Origin of the sequence: Thermomonospora umbrina, assembly GCF_003386555.1 — a bacterium.
GTDB classification, from domain to species: domain Bacteria; phylum Actinomycetota; class Actinomycetes; order Streptosporangiales; family Streptosporangiaceae; genus Thermomonospora; species Thermomonospora umbrina.
Genome location: NZ_QTTT01000001.1, coordinates 4,513,998 through 4,535,293, shown reverse-complemented (window position 1 = coordinate 4,535,293; position 21,296 = coordinate 4,513,998). Strand labels below are relative to the sequence as shown.

The following is a 21,296-nucleotide window of genomic DNA, read 5'->3' as shown; positions in this document are numbered from 1 at the left end:
CTCCCCAGCGTGCTGCCCGACCGCCGGGCCCAAAAGGAGAACGCCGTTCTGTGGAAAGACGTACGCCAAGGGACCCGGGACCCCTACCGGAGCGGGCGGTCCGCCGTCAGGTGCTCCTCCAGGATCGGGGCGGGCGTGAGGGCGGCCTCGCGGCTCTCGGTGTAGAGAGCGCGGAGGACGGCGACGGTGCGGTCGAGGCCGAGACGGTCGAGGTCGGCGATCGGGCCCGTGGGGTAGCCGCAGCCGAGGGTCATGGCGGCGTCGATGGAGTCGGCGTCGGCGTAGCCGGCCTCCAGCATGCGGGCGGCGTCGTTCAGGTAGGGGAACCGCAGGGCGTCCACGATGAACCCCGCGCGGTCGCGGCAGCGGACGGCCGTCAGGCCGAGACGGGCGGCCAGGGCCGCGGCGCGTTCGGTGGTCTGCGGCGATCCGGCCACGGTGGAGACGACCTCGACGAGCGGGCCGCCCACCTCGGGGAAGTGCAGCCCCACGACGTCGGCGGGCCGGTCGGTGGCCATCGCCAGCTCGATGACGGGGACGGTGGAGGCGGTGGTGCCCAGGACCGCGCCCGGGCGGGCGACATCGTCGATGGCGGCGAGCAGGGAGGCCTTCATCGCGGTGTCCTCGGCGACCGCCTCCACAACCAGGTCGCAGTCGGACAGGGAGCCGAGCTCGGAACCTCCGGTGACGCGGGCCAGCTCTTCGGCCTCCAGAGCGCCTTCCAGGGCCTCCCAGGCGGTTTTGGTCTTGTCCTCGTCCCCGCCCACGTAGCGGACCTGCGAACCGGCGCGCGCCGCGGCGGCGGCTATGGCGACGGCGAGGGGACCGGAGCCGACCACCCCGACCAGCGGCTGCGGCACGTCCACGGCCTCCGTGGCGGACGCCGTGGTGGACGAGGCGGCGTTGTCGTACGGATAGAAGCCCCGCCCGGTCTTACGGCCCAGCAGCCCGGCGGTGACCAGTTCGCGGAGCACGGGGGCCGGGGCGTGACGGCGGTCCCGGGACTCGCGGTAAATGGCCTCCAGGACCTCCAGGCACGTGTCCAGCCCGATGAGGTCCATCAGGGTGAACGGGCCCATGGGCAGGCCCCCGCCCACCTTCATGGCGGTGTCGATGTCCTCCAGGGTGGCGTGCCCGGAGTCGTACATGGCGGCCGCGTGGTTCAGGTAACCGAACAGCAGGCGGTTGGCCACGAACCCGGCGCGGTCCCCGATGGTGACCGGGGTCTTGCCCAGGGAGCGCACCAGGTCGGAGACCCGCGTGACGGCGGTGGGCTCGGTGAGGACGGTGCCGATCACCTCGACCAGCCGCATCACCGGCGCGGGGTTGAAGAAGTGGACGCCGACGATCTGCGTGGGGCGTTCGGTGGTGACGGCGATCTCGGTGACCGACAGGGAGGACGTGTTGGTGGCGAGCACCGCGTCGGCCCGGCAGACCTTGTCGAGCTCGGCGAAGACGCGCCGCTTGAGCTCCAGGCGTTCCGGGACGGCCTCGATGACGAGGTCGCAGTCGGCGAGGTCGGCGAAGGCGGTGGACAGCGTGATGCGGTCGAGGATCTCCCGCCGTCCCTCTTCGGTGAGCTTGCCGCGCTTGACCGCGCGACCGGTGGACTTGTCCAGATGGCCGCGTCCTCGGGCCAGCGCCTCGTCGTTGATCTCGATGCCGACGACGGGCAGTCCGCCCCGGGCCAGCACCTCGGCGATGCCCGCCCCCATGGTGCCGAGGCCGACGACTCCCACCTTGCTGAAGGAACCACCACTCATGGTCCGCAGTCTCCCAGAGCCTTGCTTTCCCCTCGCTTCCGGGTAGGACTAAGGGGGTGCGCTTCGGAGCCTTCCTGCTCGCCACCCGTTTTCCCGGTCAGTCCGACGTCGACGCCCTCACCCGTACGGTCGAGGCCGCCGTGGCGGCGGAACGTGCGGGGTTCGACGACGTCTGGGTGGCGGAGCACCATTTCATGTCGTACGGCGTGTGCCCGTCCGCGGCCACGCTCGCCGGATACCTGCTCGGCGCGACCTCGCGCGTGGACGTGGGGACGGCGGTGAGCGTTCTCTCCACTCAGCATCCCGTGGCCTTGGCCGAGCAGGCGGCTCTGTTGGGAGCGGTGTCGGGCGGGCGGTTCCGGCTGGGTGTCGGGCGCGGCGGCCCGTGGCGGGACCTGGAGGTCTTCGGGACGGGTCTCGACCGGTACGAGCACGGGTTCGCCGAGGCGTTGGACCTGGTCCTGACGTGGCTGGGCTCCGAACGGGTCGCGTGGTCCGGCGAACGGTTCGCCTTCCGCGAAGTGCCCGTCGTCCCCCGTACGGCGACCCCGCCTCCCGTGGTGGTGGCCTGCACTTCGCCCGCCAGTGAACGTCTCGCGGCCTCCCACGGCGTGCCCATGCTGCTCGGCATGCATGTCGGGGACGAGGAGAAGGCCGCGGCGGTGGCCCGGTACGGACGGCCCGCCGCGCACCTCTCCACCGGCCTCGCCCAAGTGGCCGACACCAGGGAGGAGGCCGTACGGCTCGTCGTGGAGGAGATGCCGCGTTGGCTCGGCCCGGGACTCGACGGGTACGTCCCGGTGGACGAGCGGCCGCGCAAGCCCCGCGACCCCGTCGCCTACGCCCGCGACATGTGCGCCATCCATCCGGTGGGCACACCCGACGATTGCGCGGCGTCCCTGGTGCGGACCGTGGAGCGCACGGGCATCCGCCACCTCGTCCTCATGGTGGAGGCCGCCGGATCCCGTGAACGCACCCTGGAGAACATCGCCCGGCTGGGCGAGGAGGTCCTTCCCCGGGTCCGTCGTTCGGTGTCCGACGTCGGAGCCGGGTGACAATGCGCCGACCGTTCGAAGGGAATTGTCACCCGGCGGTTAGGTATCAGCAGTCGCGCAGTTCCGGCGACTGGTTGAGGATCTGCTCGCGGGCGGTGATGAAGCGACGGTACGCCTCGGTGTCGTCGGTCGGGAAGACGGCGACGCGGTGGCAGTTCTGGAAGGCCAACCTCATGCCGAAGTGGCGCTCCAGGGCCCCGCGCATGGCGTCGCTGGCCAGCACCCGCAGCAACTGGCCGCGGGCCTGCTCGTCCGGGGGCGGCGTCAGGTTGTCGGCGAAGTCGCCGCCCTCCACCTGGTGGCGGAGCACCAGGCCGCTGATCGTCTCCCAGGCGTACGGCAGCGAGGTCCGCACGCAGTCGACGAACGCCGCGTCGTCGACCTCACCCTGCCGTGCCTTCTCCAGCAGTTCCGGGGTCACGTCGAGAGACATGAAGCGATTCCCTTCGGGTAAGCGGGATGAGCACACGGGGACATGGCCCCGCCTCACGGGACGTTAACCAGAGGCACCCGAGAATTCCAGCCTTGACAAAATCGAGTCATGCGCAGAACTCACACCCGGACCGACGGCGGGCCCGGCGAGACGGGCGCGGGGGCGTCGGCGGCTCACTAGGGTGGGGTCTCGTGCGTCTCGTTATCGCCCGGTGCAGCGTCGACTACGTCGGCCGCCTCACCGCCCACCTCCCCCTGGCCCCCCGGCTCATCCTCGTGAAGGCCGACGGTTCGGTCTCGGTGCACGCCGACGACCGCGCGTACAAGCCGCTGAACTGGATGAACCCGCCCTGCTCGCTGCGCGAGGAGCCGTTCGGCGAGCCGCAGGAGGACGGTGCCGTCGCGCGGTGGACCGTCACCCACGGCAAGACCGGCGAACGGCTGATCCTGACCATCGCCGAGTTCCTGCACGACTCCAGCCACGAGCTCGGCGTCGACCCGGGGCTCCAGAAGGACGGGGTGGAGGCCCACCTTCAGGAGCTGCTGGCCGAGCACATCACCACGCTCGGCGAGGGCTGGACGCTGATCCGCCGCGAGTTCCCCACGGCGATCGGCCCCGTGGACATCCTGTGCCGGGATTCCGGCAGCGCCACCGTGGCCGTCGAGATCAAACGGCGGGGCGAGATCGACGGCGTGGAGCAGCTCACCCGCTACCTGGAGCTGCTCAACCGCGATCCGCACCTGGCTCCGGTGCGCGGCGTGTTCGCCGCGCAGGAGATCAAGCCACAGGCCAAGGTGCTGGCCATCGACCGGGGCATCGACTGCGTGACCTTGGACTACGACGCCCTGCGCGGGATCGAGCACGAGGGCACCCTGTTCTGAGCACGGCCCCGCCGAATCCGAGGCCCGGGCCGGCGGAAAACGTCGGACGCACCGGCGAGAATGGTGTGCATGACCGAAAAGGCGAGCGGCACCTTCGACATCACCGCCTGGGACGAGTACGCCACGGACGAGCGCCCCGGCGGCCTGTCGCTGGGGCGGGTCCGGGTGAGCAAGACGTTCCACGGCGACCTGACCGGCACCAGCGAGACCGAGCTCCAGACCGTGGTGACCTCGGCGGGCCCCGCCGCGTACGTCGGCGTCGAGCTCTTCGAGGGCACTCTGCACGGCCGCAAGGGGACGTTCGTCCTCCAGCACGGCGCGGGCGGCGACGAGACGGGCGGCCCGTGGCTCAGGTGGGAGATCGTCCCCTCCTCGGGCACCGGGGAGCTGACGGGCCTGCGCGGCCAGGGGAACATCGTCGTCGCCGAGGACGGATCCCACTCCTACACCCTCGACCACGAGCTGTCCTGAGCCCGGCCGACGTGCCGACGGAAACCCGACCGCAGTGGGGCGAACGGTAATCTTCCGTGCATGGCGTCGGCGACCACGGGCAGCACGCGCGAGCGGATCATCGACGCCGCCGAGGGGTGCTTCGCACGGTCCGGGATCGCCAAGACGACCGTGGAGGACATCGCCACGGCGGCGGGCATGTCGCGGGCGACCCTCTACCGCAGTGTCGCCGGCGGCCGGGACGAGCTGGTGTCGGCCGTCATGCTGCGAGATCTGGGGCGATTCCTCGACCGGCTCTCCGTGCGGCTCCGGCGCGAGCCGTCGGTGCCGGACGCGGTGGTCGAGGGCGTGATGGACGCGGTCTCGTTCGTTCGGGCGCAGCCGCACATCGGGCGGTTCCTGGCCTCGGAGGCGGCCGGGCACGTGGCGCCCGGAGCGGTCGAACGGACCCTCGCCCTGTGCGGCGAACGTCTCAGGCCGTACTTCGAGGCGGCGCGGCGCGACGGCGGGATCCGCCCGGACATCGAGGTGGACGGCGCCGTGGAGTTCCTGTTCCGGATCGTCGCCTCGCTGATCGTCGTCGACCGTGCCCGCGACGAGGCCGCCACCAGGAACTTCCTGCGCTCTTATGTCGTCCCCGTCATCGTGGGACCGTGACGCTTTCCGCTACCGTCCGGCGACGACGCCGGGATCACCGCTTGGAGGACTGGGATGGGCGACGTACGCCCCATACGAAAGCGCTCGGAGGTACGGCCGAGCCCGGTGTTCCTGGCCATCCTGGGGGCGACCGTCCTGTTCGGGCTGATGGTCTGGCGCTACGGGCCGGTGACGCTGACCCCGGAACGGCCCGAGCGGCTGGCCATCTTCGGGTTCGTCATCGCGGCGTGGGTGGTGTCGCTGTGCCTGCACGAGTTCGGTCACGCGTATCTGGCCTATCGTTCGGGTGACCACAGTGTCTCCACGGCGGGCTATCTGACGCTGAACCCGGCGAAGTACGCGGACCTGACGTTGAGCTTCGCGCTCCCCGTGCTGTTCATCCTGCTCGGCGGCATCGGCCTGCCCGGCGGGGCGGTGTGGATCGACCGGGGCTCGATCCCCGGCAAGATCCGCCACAGCCTGGTCTCGGCGGCCGGCCCGCTGTCCAACCTCGCGTTCGCCGCCGTCCTGGCCGTCGTCTACACCAGCCTCCTGGACGACCAGCACGGGCTGTTCTGGTCCGCGCTCGCCTTCCTGATCTTCCTCCAGGTCACCGCCGCCATCCTCAACCTGCTGCCGATCCCGGGGCTGGACGGCTTCGGGATCATCGAGCCCTACCTGCCCCGCCGCTGGGTCCACAAGGCGAACGAGATCGGCGGCTACGCGTTCTTCGCGCTGATCGCGCTGCTGTGGATCCCGCCGATCAACCGGGCCTTCTTCGACCTGGTCTTCAACATCACCGACCTGATGAACGTCGAGCAGTTCCCCATCGACCTGGGCCACGCGCTGTTCCAGTTCTGGAAGGACTGAGCCGGAGCTGACCACGGGGTCACCATCCGAGGGCCGAGGATCTAGAGTGCTTTACTAAGCGGTAGGAATGTGCAAGCAAGCACTTACCGAGGTCTGCCGGGAGGGTCCATGTCCGTGGCGACGGAGAACACCACGTTCACATCGTTGAATCCGGCCACCGGCGAGGTGGTGGCCGAGCATCCGGTGCACGACGACAAGGCGGTCGCCGAGGCGGTCGCCCGGGCCCGTGAGGCCGCCGAATGGTGGCGCGACCTGGGCTGGAAGGAGCGGCGGCTGCGGCTGCTGAACTTCAAGGGGGCGCTGACCCGTTCCCTGCAGCGGATGGCGCGCCTCATCCACGAGGAGACCGGCAAGACCCTGCAGGACGCCCAGCTCGAGGTGGTGGCCACCATCACCCACCTGGACTGGGCCGCCCGCCACGCGCACAAGGTGCTCGGGCCGCGCTCGGTCTTCCCGGGAGTGGCCGCGATTAACCACAAGGCCACCCTCGAGTACCACCCGCTCGGCGTCATCGGTGTGATCGGCCCCTGGAACTACCCCCTGTTCACCCCCATGGGCTCCATCGGCTACGCCCTGGCGGCCGGCAACGCGGTGGTGTTCAAGCCGTCGGAGTTCACCCCCGGGGTCGGCGTGCTCCTGGCCGAACTGTTCGCCGTCGCCGTTCCCGAGCGGCCGGTCCTGCAGACGGTGACCGGGCTGGGCGCGACGGGGGCGGCGCTGTCCCGCGCCGAGGTCGACAAGATCGCGTTCACCGGCTCGGCGCCCACCGCCAAGAAGGTCATGGCGGCCTGCGCGGAGAGCCTCACCCCCATCGTCGCCGAGTGCGGCGGCAAGGACGCCCTCATCGTCGACACGGGCGCCGACCTGGAGGCCGCGGCCGACGCGGCGGTCTGGGGGGCGATGTCCAACGCCGGGCAGACCTGCGCCGGGGTCGAGCGGATCTACGTGGTCGAGGACGTCTACGACGAGTTCCTCGCCAGGCTCACCGAGAAGGCCCGGGGCCTGCGGCCCGGCTTCGACCGCGAGGCCGACTACGGGCCCGTCACCATGCCCGGCCAACTGGAGATCATCGAACGGCACATCAAGGACGCCCTCGACCGGGGCGCCACCGCCGTGGTCGGCGGCCTGGAGTCGGTGCGCCGGCCCTATGTCGAGCCGGTGATCCTCACCGACGTGCCCGAGGACTCGGCGGCGGTGTGCGAGGAGACCTTCGGCCCCACCATCACCGTCCAGAAGGTGAAGGACGCCGAGGAGGCGCTGGCGAAGGCCAATCAGTCGTCCTACGCGCTGGCCGGGGCGATCTTCTCCGGCAGCCGGTCGCGGGCGATGGACCTGGCCCGCCGGATGCGCTCGGGGATGACCTCGATCAACGCGGTCCTCGCGTTCGCCTTCGTCCCGGCGCTGCCGTTCGGCGGGGTCGGCGAGTCGGGGTTCGGCCGCATCCACGGCGCGGACGGGCTGCGCGAGTTCGCGAGCCCCAAGGCCATCACCCGCCAACGCTTCGCCCTCCCGGGCTCGGTGGTCACCTTCTCAAGGACGGAGAAGGACCTGTCGCGGGTGCTGCAGTTGATGAACATCCTGCATGCCAAGCAGCACAAGCGCTGACACCCTCGCGACGCCTAAGCCGGGGACCGGGCCTAAGACATCCGCAACCCTCGTAGATAAGGCGTCGTCCCGATGTGGAGGGTGCCGTCTTAGCGCGAACCTCTAAGTGTCGGGCCGGAGAGGCCGGCCCGCACGAACGAGGAGCGCCTCAGATGAACCACCCCGACATCTCCCGGGCCATCATGCAGGACCGCGTACGGCGGTACCGCGAGGAGGCCAAGGCCGCCCGCAGGGCCGCCAAGGCGAAGGCCCGCAACCGGTGACCCGCAGGGAGCCGGCTCCCCCGGAGCCGCCCGGCTGCCGCTCTGGGACACAGACCCCCTCACCTCCTCGGGAGGAGAGGGGGTCTCTCGTTTTCCGCGCCTAGGGCGATGCCTTAGAGAGGTCTTAGACGGACGCGGCGGCCGACGGCGTACGACCCCGGAGGAGGTCGGCGGCGCGCTCGGCGATCGCGATGGTGGGGGCGTTGGTGTTGCCGCGCGGAACCGTCGGCATCACCGAGGCGTCCACCACCCGCAGCCCCTCCACACCGCGCACCCGCAGCTCCGGGTCGACGACCGAGTCCTCGCCGCCGCCCATGATGCAGGTGCTCGTCGGGTGGTACAGGGTGCCGGCCTCACGGCGCACCCACGCGCGCAGCGCGGCCTCGTCCTCGACCTGCTCGCCCGGCGCCCACTCCCCCTGCGTCAGCCGGGCCAGCGGCCCCGTGGCGGCGATCTGACGGGCCTGCCGCACCCCGGCCACCAGGATGTCCAGGTCGGCCTTGTCGGACAGGTAGGCGGGATCGATCAGCGGCTTGGCGTACGGGCTCGCCGACCGCAGCGTGAGGCGGCCCCGGCTGGCGACGGCCACGGCGGTGACCAGCACCGTCATCAGGCGCTGCGGGGTCTCGGTGAGCCCCTCGTTCACGAACGGCGTGGGGAGCACGTGGTACTGCAGGTCCGGGGCGGGCAGCCCCTCGACGGTACGGGTGAAGCCGCCGCACTCGGCCACGTTGGACGACAGCGGCCCCCGGCCGAGCGCCTGCCACTTCACGAACTGGCGCGCGGTGCCGTTCTCCCACAGCGCCTTGATGCCCGGAGTGGACCATAGGGCGGGGGCGATCGGGTGGTCCTGGAGGTGCTCGCCGACGCCGGGCAGGTCCACCAGCACGTCGATGCCGTGCTCGCGGAGCCGGTCGGCGGGCCCCAGCCCGGACAGCATGAGCAACTGGGGGCTGTTGATCGCGCCGCCCGACAGCACCACCTCGGCCTCGGCGCGGGCCTGCGTCGCCTCTCCCCGCAGCTCGTACCGGACGCCGACGGCCCGACCCGCCTCGATGATCACGCCGGTCACCGTCGCGTCGGTGTGCAGGGTGAGGTTGGGCCGGTCGAGCGCCGGGCGCAGGTAGGCGTCGGCGGTCGACCAGCGGCGTCCGCGCTTCTGGGTGACCTGGTAGAAGCCCACGCCGTCCTGCTCGGGGCCGTTGAAGTCGGCGTTGGCGGGCAGCCCGTACGCCCGCGCCGACTCCACCCAGGCGCGGGTCACCCGGTGCTTGAACCGCAGGTCCTCGACCCGCAGCGGCCCGCCGACACCGTGGTGCTCCGACTCGCCGCGCTGCTGGTCCTCCGCGCGCCGGAAGTACGGCAGGAGGTCCGCGTGGCCCCAGCCGGCGCAGCCGTAGGAGTCGCGCCAGGTGTCGTAGTCGTACCGGTTGCCCCGGATGTAGATCATCGCGTTGGTGGACGAGGACCCGCCGAGCGTCCGCCCGCGCGGCCAGTAGACGCTGCGCCCGCCCGCGTGCTCCTGCGGCGTGGTGGCGTAGTCCCAGTCGTACGGGCCCTTCATCAGCGACGCGATGCCCGCCGGGACCTGGATCTCGGGGCCGTCGTCCGGCGGCCCGGCCTCCAGCAGCAGCACCTGGGTCCCCGGATCCTCGCTCAGCCGGGCCGCCAGGACGCAGCCGGCGCTCCCGGCCCCCACGATGATGTAGTCGTACACGTCGCGCCTCCGGCAAGCAGTCGACCGATGTAAGTGGCAGCGTACAGCGGTCACATGATGACATCACCGTCGCAAACGGCCCGAGTCAGGCCGGAACTAGGCTGGCGTTCATGCCGAAGAACGAGGAGACCCCGGTCGTCCTGTCCCGGATCTATACCCGGACGGGCGACGACGGGACCACCGCCCTGGGCGACATGTCGCGGACCCGCAAGTCCGATCCCCGCCTGGCCGCCTACGCCGACGTCGAGGAGGCCAACGCCGCCATCGGGGCGGCCCTCGCGCTCGGCGACCTGTCCGACGACCTGCGGACGCTGCTCGTCCGCGTGCAGAACGACCTGTTCGACGTCGGCGCCGACCTCTGCAACCCGGTCACCGACGGCCCGGCCGCATACCCGCCGCTGCGTGTGGAGGAGTCGTACGTGACCCGGCTGGAGGAGGCGTGCGACCGGCACAACGCCGACCTGCGGCCGCTGCGCAGCTTCATCCTCCCCGGCGGGACGCCCGGCGCGGCCCTCCTGCACGTGGCGCGCACGGTGACCCGCAGGGCCGAACGCTCCGTCTGGACGGCCGTCGACCACCACGGCGCGGCCCCCGAGGGCAGCGTCAACCCGCTCACCGCCCGCTACCTCAACCGCCTGTCCGACCTGCTGTTCATCCTGTGCCGGGTCGCCAACGCCGGGCACGGGGACGTCCTGTGGAAGCCCGGCGGCGAGCGTTGAGCCGACCGGGGTGGGGTTAGCCCCACCCCCAAGACGCAGGCATGCCACCTGTCGCGCCCCGGGACGAACGGAGATCCTGAACCAGGGCGCCGCAACGGGCGAACCCGCCCGAACGGGGAACGGAGACGATGGTGAACAGGCTCAAGGGCGTGGCCGCGCTGGCCACCGGGCTGATCGGCGTGACGGCGGCGCTCAGCGGGTGCGGGTCCTTCGGCGTGACCACCTACCACGAGGACCGCCGCTACGAGCTGCCCGGCAACGTCGCGAGCCTGGACGTCCGCCTGGACGGCGCGGACATCGAGATCGTCGGCACCGACAGCGCCACGATCAGCGTGCACGAGCGGCTGTCGTGGTCCAAGGAGCAGAAGCCCACCCCCACCCACCGCCGCGAGGGCGACACCCTGGTCCTCGGCTACAAGTGCCCCGAGGGCTTCACCATCGGCTTCAACGAGTGCGCCGTCGGCTACCGGCTCCAGGTGCCGCGCAAGATGGCCGCCAAGGTGCGCACCGACTCCGGGAACATCCGGGTCCGGGGCACCGAGGGCGACCTGCGGGCGCACGCCGACGCCGGCGACATCAGGGTGTCCGAGCTGACCGGCGGCACGATCAGCGCCAGCACCGACTCGGGGAACATCGAGCTGACCGAGGTCCGCGCCCAGCGCCTCACCGCCCACGCCGACGCGGGCGACCTCACCGTCCGGTTCCGGAAGGACCAGCCGCCGAACGTCGTGGACCTCGAGGCCGACTCCGGCAACATCCGGCTCTGGCTCCCCACCGGAGCGAACTACCGCGTCGACGCACGTACCCAATCCGGGACCCCGCGCGTCACCGACATCGTCAGCGACCCCAAGTCCGGCCGCAGCGTCACCGCCCGCACCGACGCCGGCGACATCACCGTCTCGGGCGCCTGACGGACCGGGGGCCGTGCCGGCCCGCCTCGGTGGGCGGAGCGGCACGGCCTCGTTCGGCCCGGTGCTAGAGCGTCCCGCAGTTGCCCGTGACGGGCTTGCCGGCGAACCGGTCGCCCAGCCACGTCGCGGCGTTGTTCTTGGCCGTGAGCATGCCGAGGGCGTGGCCGAACAACGGGAAGGAGGCCAGGTTCCGGAACGTGACGTTCGCGCCCTTGCCGCACCAGTCCTTGGACATCAGCCGGCCGTGCTCATGCGGAATGGCGTCGTCCAGCAGCGCGTGCTCGACGAGAACGGGCATCGCGGGCTTGAGGGTGCCGATGCGGTTCTCCGCCACGATGGCGCTGAACGGCGCCTGCGTCATGTATTCGGCGACCGGACGGCCGTCCTTGGTCAGCGTCTTGGTGTTCTTGAACATCAGGCCCATGACCCCGCCCATGGTGCAGGTCTTGGCGGCGTCCTCGAAGAACTTCTTGCCCGTGTCATTGGCCAGGTCGTAGACCTTCGACTCCGGGTAGGCGGCGTTGATGCCGATCAGCGCGTAGCCGAGGAAGGCCGCGTACAGGCTGCCGTCCAGGCTCTTGGCCAGCTTGGCCTTGTCCGCCGGAGGAGCACCGGAGTACACACCCCTGACGTCCAGGTCCGGAGCGTAGTCGGAGGCGAGTTCGGCCGCCGAGGCCGCCGCGCCACCTCCCTCGGAGTAGCCCGCGATGCCGACCGGGCCGTCGGCGGGCAGTCCGGCGCCGGGCAGGCGCTGGGCCGCGCGCACCACGTCCAGGACCGTACGGGCCTCCGACAAACGCATCACATAGGTGTGATCGCCGGGCGTGCCCAGCCCCTCGTAGTCGGTCTGGGCGACCGCGAAGCCCTTGCCGAGGAGCGTGTCCACGAACTGCTTCTGGAACCCGGCCGCCAGGTCGCCGCCCTCACCCGCGAGGGTCTTGGACGGCGCGCACTGGTCGCCCATGCCGGCGGTGAACGGCGCGTACGCCACGATGGGCCGCTCGCCGGGCCCGGCCCACGTCTTCTCGGGGACGATGACCGTGCCGGTGACCGGGATCGGCTGGTTCTTGGCGTTGCGGCTGAGGTACATGACCCGGGTCGCCTTCGCGCCGGCGTACGTGGACGGCTGCGACTTCAGCACGTCGCCATCGGCCCCGGCGGGCAACGGTGAAGGCGGGGAGTAGAAGGCCTCGTCGGCGTTCGCCGACGGTACGCCCACGACCAGGGACGCCAGCACTCCGGCGCCGACCAGCATTGCTTTGAGCCTCACAACGGCCTCCTCGGGGGATATCCGACTTCGAAGAGTCAGATGAGGTGACTCGTCACGATGTCGGATTCCGGCAGGCCGAACTAGCCCACTCCGGGCGAAAAAGGAGACGTGCGTCACTCAGTCGGCTCACAAGGCCGCGAGGAAAGGCGAAAGAGGTCAGGAAATGTCGACCGGGAATCCAGGGGGAGCGGCCTCCAGCCACGCCAGGAAACCCGTCAGGGCCGCCCCGCTCATCGCCAGCTCGACCCGCAGATCGCCGTTGCGGACCTCGACGATGCCCGCGTCGGGGGGCAGGCCGGGGGCCTCGTCGGGGCCCGGCTCACGGCGCTTGGACACGACGAGGCCCCGGCGGTGGATCACCTGCCGGGGCCTGGACCGCAGGCCGAACACCCGATGCCAGTGCAGCTCGTCGCCCTTGTAGCGGCCGATGCCCAGCCGCCACGGGCCCGGGGCTCCGTCCTGTGGAAGGGTCCGCAGGCTGCACTCCACCGTGCCGCCGCGACGCTGGAACAGCCAGCGCCGCAGCAGGACCGCGGCGAGCAGCAGCAGGGCGACCGTGACCAGCACGGCGAGCACCCCGCCCACGTCCCACGCCAGGCGCTCTCCCAAACCGCCCCGCCCCCGGTCCTTCGTTACGCGTCGAGGCCGGCGGCCCGGAGCCTGGCACGGGCACGCCGCTCGGCCACCGTGGGCGCCTCGTCGCCGCCATCGCCCGCCAGCGCCGCGTCCAGCGCCCGACGGGCCGCCTCGACGTCCACGTCGTCACCGACCTCGGCCTGCTCGGCGAGGATCGACACCTCGTCCGAGGCCACCGAGAAGAACCCGCTGCCGACCATCGCCACGATCTCGGCCGACCCGTCGGCCGGCGTCACCTTCACCACGCTGCCGTCCAGCAGCACGCCGAGCACCGGGGCGTGGCCGGGCAGGATGCCGAGCTGGCCCTCGATGGTCTGCGCGACCACCTGAGCGGCCTCGCCGGACCAGACCTCACGCTCCGGTGAGACCAGCCCCACCTTCAGGGTTGCCACTTGCACTCCTTGTGCTTCGAGGGAGCACCCGGGGCGTCCGTGCGGACGCCCCGGGACCGCGGACTACTGCGCGAGCTCCTTGGCCTTCTTCTCGACATCCTCGATGCCACCGCACATGAAGAACGCCTGCTCGGGGAAGTGGTCGTACTTGCCCTCGGCGATCGCCTTGAACGAGGCGATGGTGTCGTCCACCTCGACGAACACGCCGGGCTGGCCGGTGAAGGCCTCGGCCACGAACATCGGGTGCGACAGGAAGCGCTCGATGCGCCGCGCCCGCTGAACGGTGACCTTGTCCTCTTCGGACAGCTCGTCGATGCCGAGGATGGCGATGATGTCCTGCAGCTCCTTGTACTTCTGCAGGATCCGCTTGACCTCCTGGGCCACCGAGTAGTGCTCGACCCCGATGATCTGCGGGTCCATGATCCGCGAGGTCGAGTCGAGCGGGTCCACCGCCGGGTAGATGCCCTTCTCGGTGATCGCCCGGGAGAGCACCGTGGTGGCGTCCAGGTGGGCGAACGTGGTGTGCGGCGCCGGGTCGGTGATGTCGTCGGCGGGCACGTAGATCGCCTGCATGGAGGTGATCGAGTGACCGCGCGTCGAGGTGATCCGCTCCTGCAGCACACCCATCTCGTCGGCCAGGGTCGGCTGGTACCCCACCGCGGACGGCATGCGGCCGAGCAGGGTGGACACCTCGGACCCGGCCTGGGTGAACCGGAAGATGTTGTCGATGAACAGCAGCACGTCCTGCTTCTGGACGTCCCGGAAGTACTCGGCCATGGTCAGCGCCGACAGCGCCACCCGCAGCCGGGTGCCCGGCGGCTCGTCCATCTGGCCGAAGACCAGGGCGGTGTCCTTGAGGACGTCCGCCTCGTCCATCTCCACCCAGAGGTCGTTGCCCTCACGGGTGCGCTCGCCGACGCCGGCGAAGCAGGAGGTGCCACCGAAGTTCTTGGCGACCCGGCGGATCATCTCCTGGATCAGGACGGTCTTGCCCACACCCGCGCCGCCGAACAGGCCGATCTTGCCGCCCTTGACGTACGGGGTGAGCAGGTCGATGACCTTGATACCCGTCGGCAGCATCTCGGTCTTGGACTCGAGCTGGTCGAACGGCGGGGCCTTGCGGTGGATGCCCCACCGCTCGGTGACGTTCAGCGACGCCGTCGGCACGTCCAGGGTCTCCCCCAGGGCGTTCCAGACGTGGCCCTTGGTCACATCGCCCACCGGCACCGAGATCGGCTTGCCGGAGTCGGTGACCTGCGCGCCGCGGGTCAGGCCGTCGGTCGGCTGCATCGAGATGGCCCGCACCACGTTGTCGCCCAGGTGCTGGGCGACCTCGAGGGTCAGGACCTTGGTGTCCTCACCGAGGGTCACCTCGGTGTTGAGGGCGTTGTAGATCTCCGGCATGGCGTCGGCGGGGAACTCCACGTCGACGACCGGGCCGATGACTCGGGCGACGCGGCCGATGCCGGTCGCGGTCTCCACCTGTGCGGTCATTTATTCACTCCCCGCGCTCGACTCGGCGAGCGCGTCGGCGCCGCCGACGATCTCGCTGATTTCCTGGGTGATCTCGGCCTGCCGCGCCTGGTTGGCCTGGCGCGAGTAGACCCCGATCAGTTCGTTGGCGTTGTCCGTCGCGGACTTCATGGCCCGGCGCACCGCGGCGTGGAACGACGCCGCCGACTGGAGCAGCATGTGGAAGATGCGGCTCTCGATGTAGTTCGGCAGCAGCAGGTCCAGCGCCGCCGACGCCGAAGGCTCGAACTCGTACGCCGGCAGGACGTTGCCGATCGCGTCCGCGGTGGTCTCCTCGACCTCCAGCGGCAGCAACCGACGGACCTGCACCTCCTGCGTCAACATCGAGACGAACTCGGTGTAGACCACGTGGATCTCGCCCACGCCGCCGTCACCGTCGGTCTTGATGAAGTCGTCGGTCAGCCGCCGCCCGATCCGCTCCGCACCGGCGAAGTCCGGCCGGTCCGACAACCCGTGCCACTCCCCGGCCAGCTCGCGATCGCGGAACTTGTACCAGGTCAGGCCCTTGTTGCCGATGACGTACGGGATCGGGATGCGACCGCGTTCCCGGAGCGCGGCCATCAGCGACTCGGCCTCGCGGATCACGTTGGCGTTGTACGCGCCGCAGAACCCGCGGTCACTGGTGATCACCAGCACGGCCGAGCGCCGGTCCTCCGGCTGCTCGTTGAGCAGCGGATGGTCGATGCCCACGTGGTGGCTGACCAGGGCGGTGAGCGCCCGGGTGATCTGGTCCGCGTACGGCCTGGAGGCCTCCACCGCCTGCTGGGCCTTGACGATCCGGGAGGTGGCGATCATCTCCTGGGCGCGGGTGATCTTGGCGGTCGACTTGACCGACCTGATCTGCCGCCTCAGTTGGCGAAGCTGTGCACCCATGCCGGATCAGTCCTTCTTGACGACGCGCTGGACCTTCTCCTGGCCGATCGCCTCGTCCTTGATCGGCTCGACCGGCTCGTCGGCGCCCAGCAGCGTGCCGGCACTGGTCTGGAACTCCTTCTTGAACTCCTCGATCGCCGCCTTGAGCGTGGTCAGGGCGTCGTCGGAGAGCTGTCCGGAGCCCTTGATGTCGACCAGCACACCGCCGTGGTTGCGCTCGATGTAGTCGAGGAACTCGGACTCGAACCGGCGGACGTCCTCCACCGGCACGTCGTCGAGCTCGCCGGTCGTCCCGGACCACACCGACACGACCTGCTTCTCCACCGGGTACGGGCTGTACTGGGGCTGCTTGAGCAGCTCCACCAGCCGGGCGCCGCGGTCGAGCTGGGCGCGGGAGGCCGCGTCCAGGTCGGACGCGAAGGCGGCGAACGCCTCCAGGTCGCGGAACTGCGACAGCGACAGCCGGAGCGTACCGGCCACCTTGCGCATCGCCTTGACCTGGGCGGAGCCGCCCACTCGGGAGACCGAGACACCGACGTTGATGGCCGGCCGGACGCCCTGGTTGAACAGGTCCGTCTCCAGGAAGCACTGGCCGTCGGTGATGGAGATGACGTTGGTCGGGATGAACGCCGACACGTCGTTGCCCTTGGTCTCGATGATCGGCAGACCGGTCATCGAGCCGCCGCCGAGGTCGTCGGACAGCTTGGCGCAGCGCTCCAGCAGCCGGGAGTGCAGGTAGAACACGTCGCCCGGGTAGGCCTCACGGCCCGGCGGACGGCGCAGCAGCAGCGAGATGGCGCGGTACGCCTCGGCCTGCTTCGACAGGTCGTCGAAGATGATCAGGACGTGCTTGCCCTGGTACATCCAGTGCTGGCCGATGGCCGAGCCGGTGTAGGGGGCGATGTACTTGTAGCCGGAGGGCTCGGACGCGGGGGCCGCGACGATCGTGGTGTACTCCATGGCGCCGGCCTCTTCGAGGGTGCGGCGCACGTTGGCGATCGTGGAGCCCTTCTGGCCGATGGCGACGTAGATGCAGCGGACCTGCTTCTTCTCGTCGCCGGACAGCCAGTTGTCCTTCTGGTTGATGATCGTGTCGATGCAGATCGTGGTCTTGCCGGTCTGCCGGTCGCCGATCACCAACTGCCGCTGGCCGCGGCCGATCGGCGTCATCGCGTCGATGGCCTTGATGCCGGTCTGCAGCGGCTCGTTCACCGACTGCCGCTGCACGACCGTGGGGGCCTGCAGCTCCAGCGCACGACGCTCGGTCAGCTCCAGCGCGCCCTTGCCGTCCAGCGGGTTGCCCAGCGCGTCGACCACGCGGCCCAGGTAGGCGTCGCCCACCGGGACCGACAGCACCTCACCGGTGCGGCGGACCTTCTGGCCCTCCTCGATCGTGCTGAAGTCACCCAGGACAACGGCGCCGATCTCACGGACGTCCAGGTTCAGAGCCAGGCCACGGGTCCCGTCCTCGAACTCGAGGATCTCGTTCGCCATGGCCGAGGGCAGGCCCTCGATGTGGGCGATACCGTCGCCGGAATCGACAACGGTGCCGACCTCTTCGCGCGCGGCCGCCTCCGGCTCGTACGACTGGACGAAGCGCTCCAGCGCGTTCCGGATCTCGTCCGGACGGATCGTCAGCTCCGCCATGATTCCTCTCTTGCTCCCTTGAAGGGTCAGCTCGGTCTGCTCGGTCTGCTCGCGCCGACGCATCGGCCGCGCGCTCGTCGGCTGGGGTGCGTCACGACGCCAGTCTGCGCCGGACCTCGTCCAGCCGCCCGGCGATCGTGCCGTCGATGACCTCGTCCCCGATCTGGATGGAGATACCGCCCAGGACGGTGGGGTCGAGCTCGATGTTCAGGTGTACGTCGTGCCCGTAGGCCGTGGCGAGCACCGCGGCCAGCCGGATGCGCTGCTGCTCCGTCAGGTCCACCGCGGAGCGCACCAGCGCCACCAGGCGCTCGCGCCGCTGCGCGACGAGCCGACCGACGTGAGCGAGCCCGCCTTCCAGGCTACGGCCTCGCGAGTGGAGCACCAGCTCGCCGATCAGCCGCTGCAGGGAGGGTGTCGCCCGCCCCTCCAGCAGGGCCGCGAGCACGGCCTGCTTGCGGTCGGCGGGCAGTGCCGGGTCGGTCAGCGCGGCCCGCAGCGCCGGCTCGGCCTCCACGATCCGGGAGAACCGGAACAGCTCGTCCTCCAGGTCGTCGAGCACGCCGGCGGCCTCGGCCCGGGCGGCCTCGGCCGTCACCGCGAGGATCTCCAGCGTGTCCGACAGTTGCGGGGAACGGGTCCAGCGCAGCCGGACCACGTCCTGCACGACCGTCAGGGCCCCCGAGGAGACCTTGCCGTTCAGCAGGCCGGTGACCAGCGCCGCCTTGGCGTCCGGGTCGGCGGACGGGTCGGAGATCGCCCGGCGCAGCCTGTGCTCGCGGTCCACCAGGTGGAGCACCGCGAACAGGTCGGCGCCCAGCACGTCCCGGTCGGCCGTGGGGAGCACGGCCTCCAGCCGCTCCCGCGCCTCGGCGAGCGAGGCGCGGGCGACCGCCCCCATCACGGCGGAGCTCATGCGGGCTCCTGCGCGCGGGTGCGGTCCTCCAGCTCGACCAGGAACCGGTCGACCACCCGGCTCTGGGTGGCCTGGTCGGTCAGCGACTCGCCGACCACCCGGCCGGCCAGCTCGACCGACAGGGTGCCGACCTCGGCCCGCAACTGCTGCAGGGCCTGCTGACGCTCGGCCTCGATGGTGGCCTGGGCGGCCTCCACGATGCGCCGGGCCTCGGCCTGCGCCTGCTCGCGCATCTCGGCGACGATCTGCGCGCCCTCTTCGCGGGCCTTCTCCCGGAGCCGTGCGGCCTCGGTGCGGGCCTCCTGCAACTGGGCGGAGTACTCGGCCAGCTTGGCCTGGGCCTCGCGCTGCGCGTCCTCGGCCCGGTTGAGCCCGCCCTCGATCGCGTCGGTGCGCTCGGCGAGCGTCTTCTGGATCTGCGGAACGAGCTTCCAGCCCACCAGGAGCAGCACGATCGCGAACGAGAGCGTGCCGAAGATCAGCTCGGCCGGCTCCGGGATCAGCGGGTTGTGCTCGCTGCCCCCTTCAGCCAGGAAGAACATTGTGAATCCGCCTTCCGGTCAGATGGTGGGCTGATCGGTCACTTGTGCACGAACGGCACGACGAAACCGATGAGGGCCAGGGCCTCGGTGAGCGCGAAGCCCAGCAGCATGTTCTGGCGGATGACGTTGGTCAGCTCCGGCTGGCGGGCGATGGCCTGCACGCCCTGGCCGAAGATGATGCCCACACCGATGCCGGGGCCGATGGCGGCCAGACCGTACGCGATGGAGCCGAGGTTGCCTTCAACAGCGGCGGTGATCATTCGCTTTCCTTCTGGTCGGCCGGTGGGCTGTGCCCACCGGAGCTGGGGTTGGCGCGAAGTGTCGGTCAGTGGTCGGGGTGCAGCGCGCCGCCGATGTAGGAGGCCGCCAGCAGGGTGAAGATGAACGCCTGCAACGCCTGTACGAAGATCTCGAACCCGGTCATCACGATCGTCATGAGGAATCCGAGCACCCCGAGGCCGGCGCCGAGCCCGGTCAGCTTCTCGAACAGGAACCAGTAGGCCACCGTGGCGAAGAAGGCCAGCAGGAGGTGGCCGGCGAACATGTTGGCGAACAGTCGGACCGCGTGGGTGAACGGCCGGAGAATGATGTTCGACAGCAGCTCGATCGGGGCGAGGATGACGTACAGCGGCTTGGGCAGCCCCGGCGGGAACATCATGTTCTTGAAGTAGCCCACCAGGCCCTGATGCTTGATGCTCAGGAAGATCATCATCACGTAGACGGTCACCGCGAGCACGATCGGGAACGCGATGTGCGACGCGATCGGCAACTGCATGACCGGGATGACGCCCATCCAGTTGATGATCAGGATGAAGAAGAAGCTGGACACCAGGAAGGGCATCCAGCGGTCGCCGTCCTTGCCGATCATCGGCCGCGCGATCTGGTCGCGCACGAACAGGTAGCCGACCTCTCCGACGTTCTGGACGCCCCGGGGCACCAGCTTCGGGTTGTTGAAGGCCGACCAGAAGAAGGCGCACACGATGACCACGCTCAGCGCGGCGATGAGCACCGGCTTGGTCAGCCAGCTCGGGGCACCGTCCCACAGCGGCGCGAACTCGAAGAGCTCCAGACCAGGAGCCTTGAATTCCTCTCCACCGCCGGGAGAGGCGAGGATGTGCGGCGCGCTCACGCGGCAGTCCCTTCGTCGTAGCTCATACGGTGCTCAGGTGCGTGCCCTGCGGGCTCGATCGTGACGAGGCTTACAAGGCGTCGGGCGGCCCGCCTCCGCGGCGCTGCCGGGAGGCTCAGCGGCCGTAGCGGTGAAAGACCAGGTAGAGCGCGAGACCGAGGCCGACCAGGATTCCGATCGGGAACAGAGCCGAGGTGCCCAGCCACCGGTCGAGGAGCCATCCGGCTCCTCCGTAGACCGCCATTCCGGACAGGATGTAGCTCGGAATCGACCAGGCCGCGTTCGTGAAGCCCTGGTGTCCACCGAATTGATCCGCGTCGTCGGGCCGGCGGTCGGGCCGGCGCCCCTCCCCGCTCATCGCAGCACGGACCATAGCAGTCCACTCCCCAGATGGTCATATCGGAGTAGTCCCCGGGCGACAGAGCCCGCCCCGGGAGCGCCGCGCGGTGCACCATCACGGGCTCCGGTCGGCGGCGGAGCCGCTCGGGGCCCCCGTGTCGGTCCGCCCGGTGGAGGCGGCGAGGCCGCCGCCCGTGCCGGTGGATCCCGTGGACTCGGCCGGGTCGTCGATGTAGGGCGTCTTGGACCGGGTGGCGACCCGGATCTCCGCGACGATCCAGACGAGCGTCAGCGCGATGATCGTGTAGCCGAACACCTGCGAGTCCCACGCCGTGGTGTTCTGGAACACCGCGATCAGCCCGAACATCGCGAAGACCTTCGTGATGTAGCTGAAGACCGCGGCGGCGAACATCATCTGCGGCGAGATCTTGGACGCGTGACTGACCGCGACGACGCTGACGGTGAAGAACGCGATGGCCACGAGCGTCCCGAACGCGGCGCCGAGCGCTCCCCCGCCCCCGGCGACCAGCAGACCCACCACGATCGCGGCGGCGCCCGCCAGGGCGGTCGGGATCGCGGCGCCGCGGAGGATCCGGGCGTCGGATGAGTGCATGAGGACTCCGGCTGGTCACGGTCTGTGTTCGGCTCTTGCTCGTGAAAGGTATCACAAGCGCTGGGATCGCCCACAATGACCCATCACGTAAAGCGCGGGGTCA

Annotated in this window: 23 protein-coding genes; 8 read left to right on the top strand and 15 right to left on the bottom strand. The window is 70.4% G+C overall.

Translation table 11 applies throughout. The features are described 5' to 3' along the window. Positions 1 to 83: 83 nt before the first annotated feature. A complete protein-coding gene (locus DFJ69_RS20145) occupies positions 84 to 1,763 on the bottom strand; it encodes a 3-hydroxyacyl-CoA dehydrogenase family protein (RefSeq protein ID WP_116024038.1) in 1,680 nt (559 codons plus the stop codon). Between the two features lie 56 nt (positions 1,764 to 1,819). On the opposite strand from DFJ69_RS20145, the gene DFJ69_RS20140 reads away from it, so the two are divergent. Beyond that, positions 1,820 to 2,818, top strand: coding sequence for an LLM class flavin-dependent oxidoreductase (locus DFJ69_RS20140; RefSeq protein WP_211328667.1), 999 nt, complete (start codon positions 1,820 to 1,822; stop codon positions 2,816 to 2,818). Positions 2,819 to 2,864: 46 nt separating this feature from the next. Here the strand turns inward: DFJ69_RS20140 and DFJ69_RS20135 are convergent, their stop codons facing one another. Further along, entirely contained in the window at positions 2,865 to 3,251 is a 387-nt protein-coding gene (locus DFJ69_RS20135) for an SCO5389 family protein (RefSeq protein WP_116024037.1), read from the bottom strand. 191 nt (positions 3,252 to 3,442) lie between these two features. Between DFJ69_RS20135 and nucS the strand changes: the two genes are divergently transcribed. The 5 genes from nucS to DFJ69_RS20110 all read left to right on the top strand — a co-directional run bounded on the left by nucS (position 3,443) and on the right by DFJ69_RS20110 (position 7,693). Continuing rightward, entirely contained in the window at positions 3,443 to 4,132 is a 690-nt protein-coding gene (gene nucS, locus DFJ69_RS20130) for an endonuclease NucS (protein ID WP_116024036.1), read from the top strand. A 69-nt stretch (positions 4,133 to 4,201) separates the two neighbouring features. Further along, a complete protein-coding gene (locus tag DFJ69_RS20125) occupies positions 4,202 to 4,603 on the top strand; it encodes a DUF3224 domain-containing protein (protein ID WP_245974476.1) in 402 nt (133 codons plus the stop codon). A 60-nt stretch (positions 4,604 to 4,663) separates the two neighbouring features. Continuing rightward, positions 4,664 to 5,239, top strand: coding sequence for a TetR/AcrR family transcriptional regulator (locus DFJ69_RS20120; protein WP_116024034.1), 576 nt, complete (start codon positions 4,664 to 4,666; stop codon positions 5,237 to 5,239). A gap of 54 nt (positions 5,240 to 5,293) precedes the next feature. Next, positions 5,294 to 6,088 (top strand): site-2 protease family protein, encoded by a 795-nt coding sequence (locus DFJ69_RS20115; RefSeq protein ID WP_116024033.1) that lies wholly within the window; start codon positions 5,294 to 5,296, stop codon positions 6,086 to 6,088. Positions 6,089 to 6,196: 108 nt separating this feature from the next. Then, entirely contained in the window at positions 6,197 to 7,693 is a 1,497-nt protein-coding gene (locus DFJ69_RS20110) for an aldehyde dehydrogenase family protein (RefSeq protein WP_116024032.1), read from the top strand. A gap of 387 nt (positions 7,694 to 8,080) precedes the next feature. Here the strand turns inward: DFJ69_RS20110 and DFJ69_RS20105 are convergent, their stop codons facing one another. Further along, positions 8,081 to 9,673, bottom strand: a complete 1,593-nt coding sequence (locus DFJ69_RS20105; protein ID WP_116024031.1) for a GMC family oxidoreductase — start codon at positions 9,671 to 9,673, stop codon at positions 8,081 to 8,083. 110 nt (positions 9,674 to 9,783) lie between these two features. Between DFJ69_RS20105 and DFJ69_RS20100 the strand changes: the two genes are divergently transcribed. Further along, positions 9,784 to 10,392, top strand: coding sequence for a cob(I)yrinic acid a,c-diamide adenosyltransferase (locus tag DFJ69_RS20100; protein WP_116024030.1), 609 nt, complete (start codon positions 9,784 to 9,786; stop codon positions 10,390 to 10,392). Between the two features lie 128 nt (positions 10,393 to 10,520). Next, complete coding sequence (locus DFJ69_RS20095; RefSeq protein ID WP_116024029.1) at positions 10,521 to 11,303, top strand: DUF4097 family beta strand repeat-containing protein; 783 nt, start codon at positions 10,521 to 10,523, stop codon at positions 11,301 to 11,303. 64 nt (positions 11,304 to 11,367) lie between these two features. Here the strand turns inward: DFJ69_RS20095 and DFJ69_RS20090 are convergent, their stop codons facing one another. From DFJ69_RS20090 to DFJ69_RS20035, 12 genes are all read right to left on the bottom strand, one after another. Continuing rightward, the gene (locus DFJ69_RS20090) at positions 11,368 to 12,573 is read right to left on the bottom strand and encodes a lipase family protein (protein ID WP_211328666.1); all 1,206 of its coding nucleotides are present in this window, start codon (positions 12,571 to 12,573) and stop codon (positions 11,368 to 11,370) included. Between the two features lie 156 nt (positions 12,574 to 12,729). Then, positions 12,730 to 13,182: a DUF2550 domain-containing protein gene (locus tag DFJ69_RS20085; protein ID WP_116024027.1), complete on the bottom strand. Its 453-nt coding sequence runs from the start codon at positions 13,180 to 13,182 to the stop codon at positions 12,730 to 12,732. Positions 13,183 to 13,205: 23 nt separating this feature from the next. Further along, a complete protein-coding gene (locus DFJ69_RS20080; RefSeq protein WP_116024026.1) occupies positions 13,206 to 13,601 on the bottom strand; it encodes a F0F1 ATP synthase subunit epsilon in 396 nt (131 codons plus the stop codon). A 63-nt stretch (positions 13,602 to 13,664) separates the two neighbouring features. Continuing rightward, positions 13,665 to 15,095 carry a F0F1 ATP synthase subunit beta gene (gene atpD, locus DFJ69_RS20075; protein WP_116024025.1) on the bottom strand — a complete coding sequence of 477 codons (1,431 nt, stop codon included), beginning with the start codon at positions 15,093 to 15,095 and terminating at the stop codon, positions 13,665 to 13,667. Next, a complete protein-coding gene (locus DFJ69_RS20070; protein WP_116024024.1) occupies positions 15,096 to 16,007 on the bottom strand; it encodes a F0F1 ATP synthase subunit gamma in 912 nt (303 codons plus the stop codon). 6 nt (positions 16,008 to 16,013) lie between these two features. After that, entirely contained in the window at positions 16,014 to 17,654 is a 1,641-nt protein-coding gene (atpA, locus tag DFJ69_RS20065; RefSeq protein ID WP_116026755.1) for a F0F1 ATP synthase subunit alpha, read from the bottom strand. A 91-nt stretch (positions 17,655 to 17,745) separates the two neighbouring features. Further along, positions 17,746 to 18,570 (bottom strand): F0F1 ATP synthase subunit delta, encoded by an 825-nt coding sequence (locus DFJ69_RS20060; RefSeq protein WP_245974475.1) that lies wholly within the window; start codon positions 18,568 to 18,570, stop codon positions 17,746 to 17,748. Further along, positions 18,567 to 19,112: a F0F1 ATP synthase subunit B gene (locus DFJ69_RS20055; RefSeq protein ID WP_116024023.1), complete on the bottom strand. Its 546-nt coding sequence runs from the start codon at positions 19,110 to 19,112 to the stop codon at positions 18,567 to 18,569. Before DFJ69_RS20055 ends, DFJ69_RS20060 begins: the two co-directional genes overlap by 4 nt. Before the next feature lie 38 nt (positions 19,113 to 19,150). Beyond that, on the bottom strand, positions 19,151 to 19,372 hold the full coding sequence (gene atpE / locus DFJ69_RS20050) for an ATP synthase F0 subunit C (RefSeq protein WP_116024022.1): 222 nt from the start codon (positions 19,370 to 19,372) through the stop codon (positions 19,151 to 19,153). A 65-nt stretch (positions 19,373 to 19,437) separates the two neighbouring features. After that, complete coding sequence (gene atpB / locus DFJ69_RS20045) at positions 19,438 to 20,241, bottom strand: F0F1 ATP synthase subunit A (protein WP_116024021.1); 804 nt, start codon at positions 20,239 to 20,241, stop codon at positions 19,438 to 19,440. A gap of 115 nt (positions 20,242 to 20,356) precedes the next feature. Then, positions 20,357 to 20,599, bottom strand: coding sequence for an AtpZ/AtpI family protein (locus DFJ69_RS20040; RefSeq protein ID WP_245974474.1), 243 nt, complete (start codon positions 20,597 to 20,599; stop codon positions 20,357 to 20,359). 96 nt (positions 20,600 to 20,695) lie between these two features. Then, a complete protein-coding gene (locus DFJ69_RS20035) occupies positions 20,696 to 21,193 on the bottom strand; it encodes a Cg1360 family ATP-synthase-associated protein (RefSeq protein ID WP_116024019.1) in 498 nt (165 codons plus the stop codon). Positions 21,194 to 21,296: the final 103 nt, after the last annotated feature.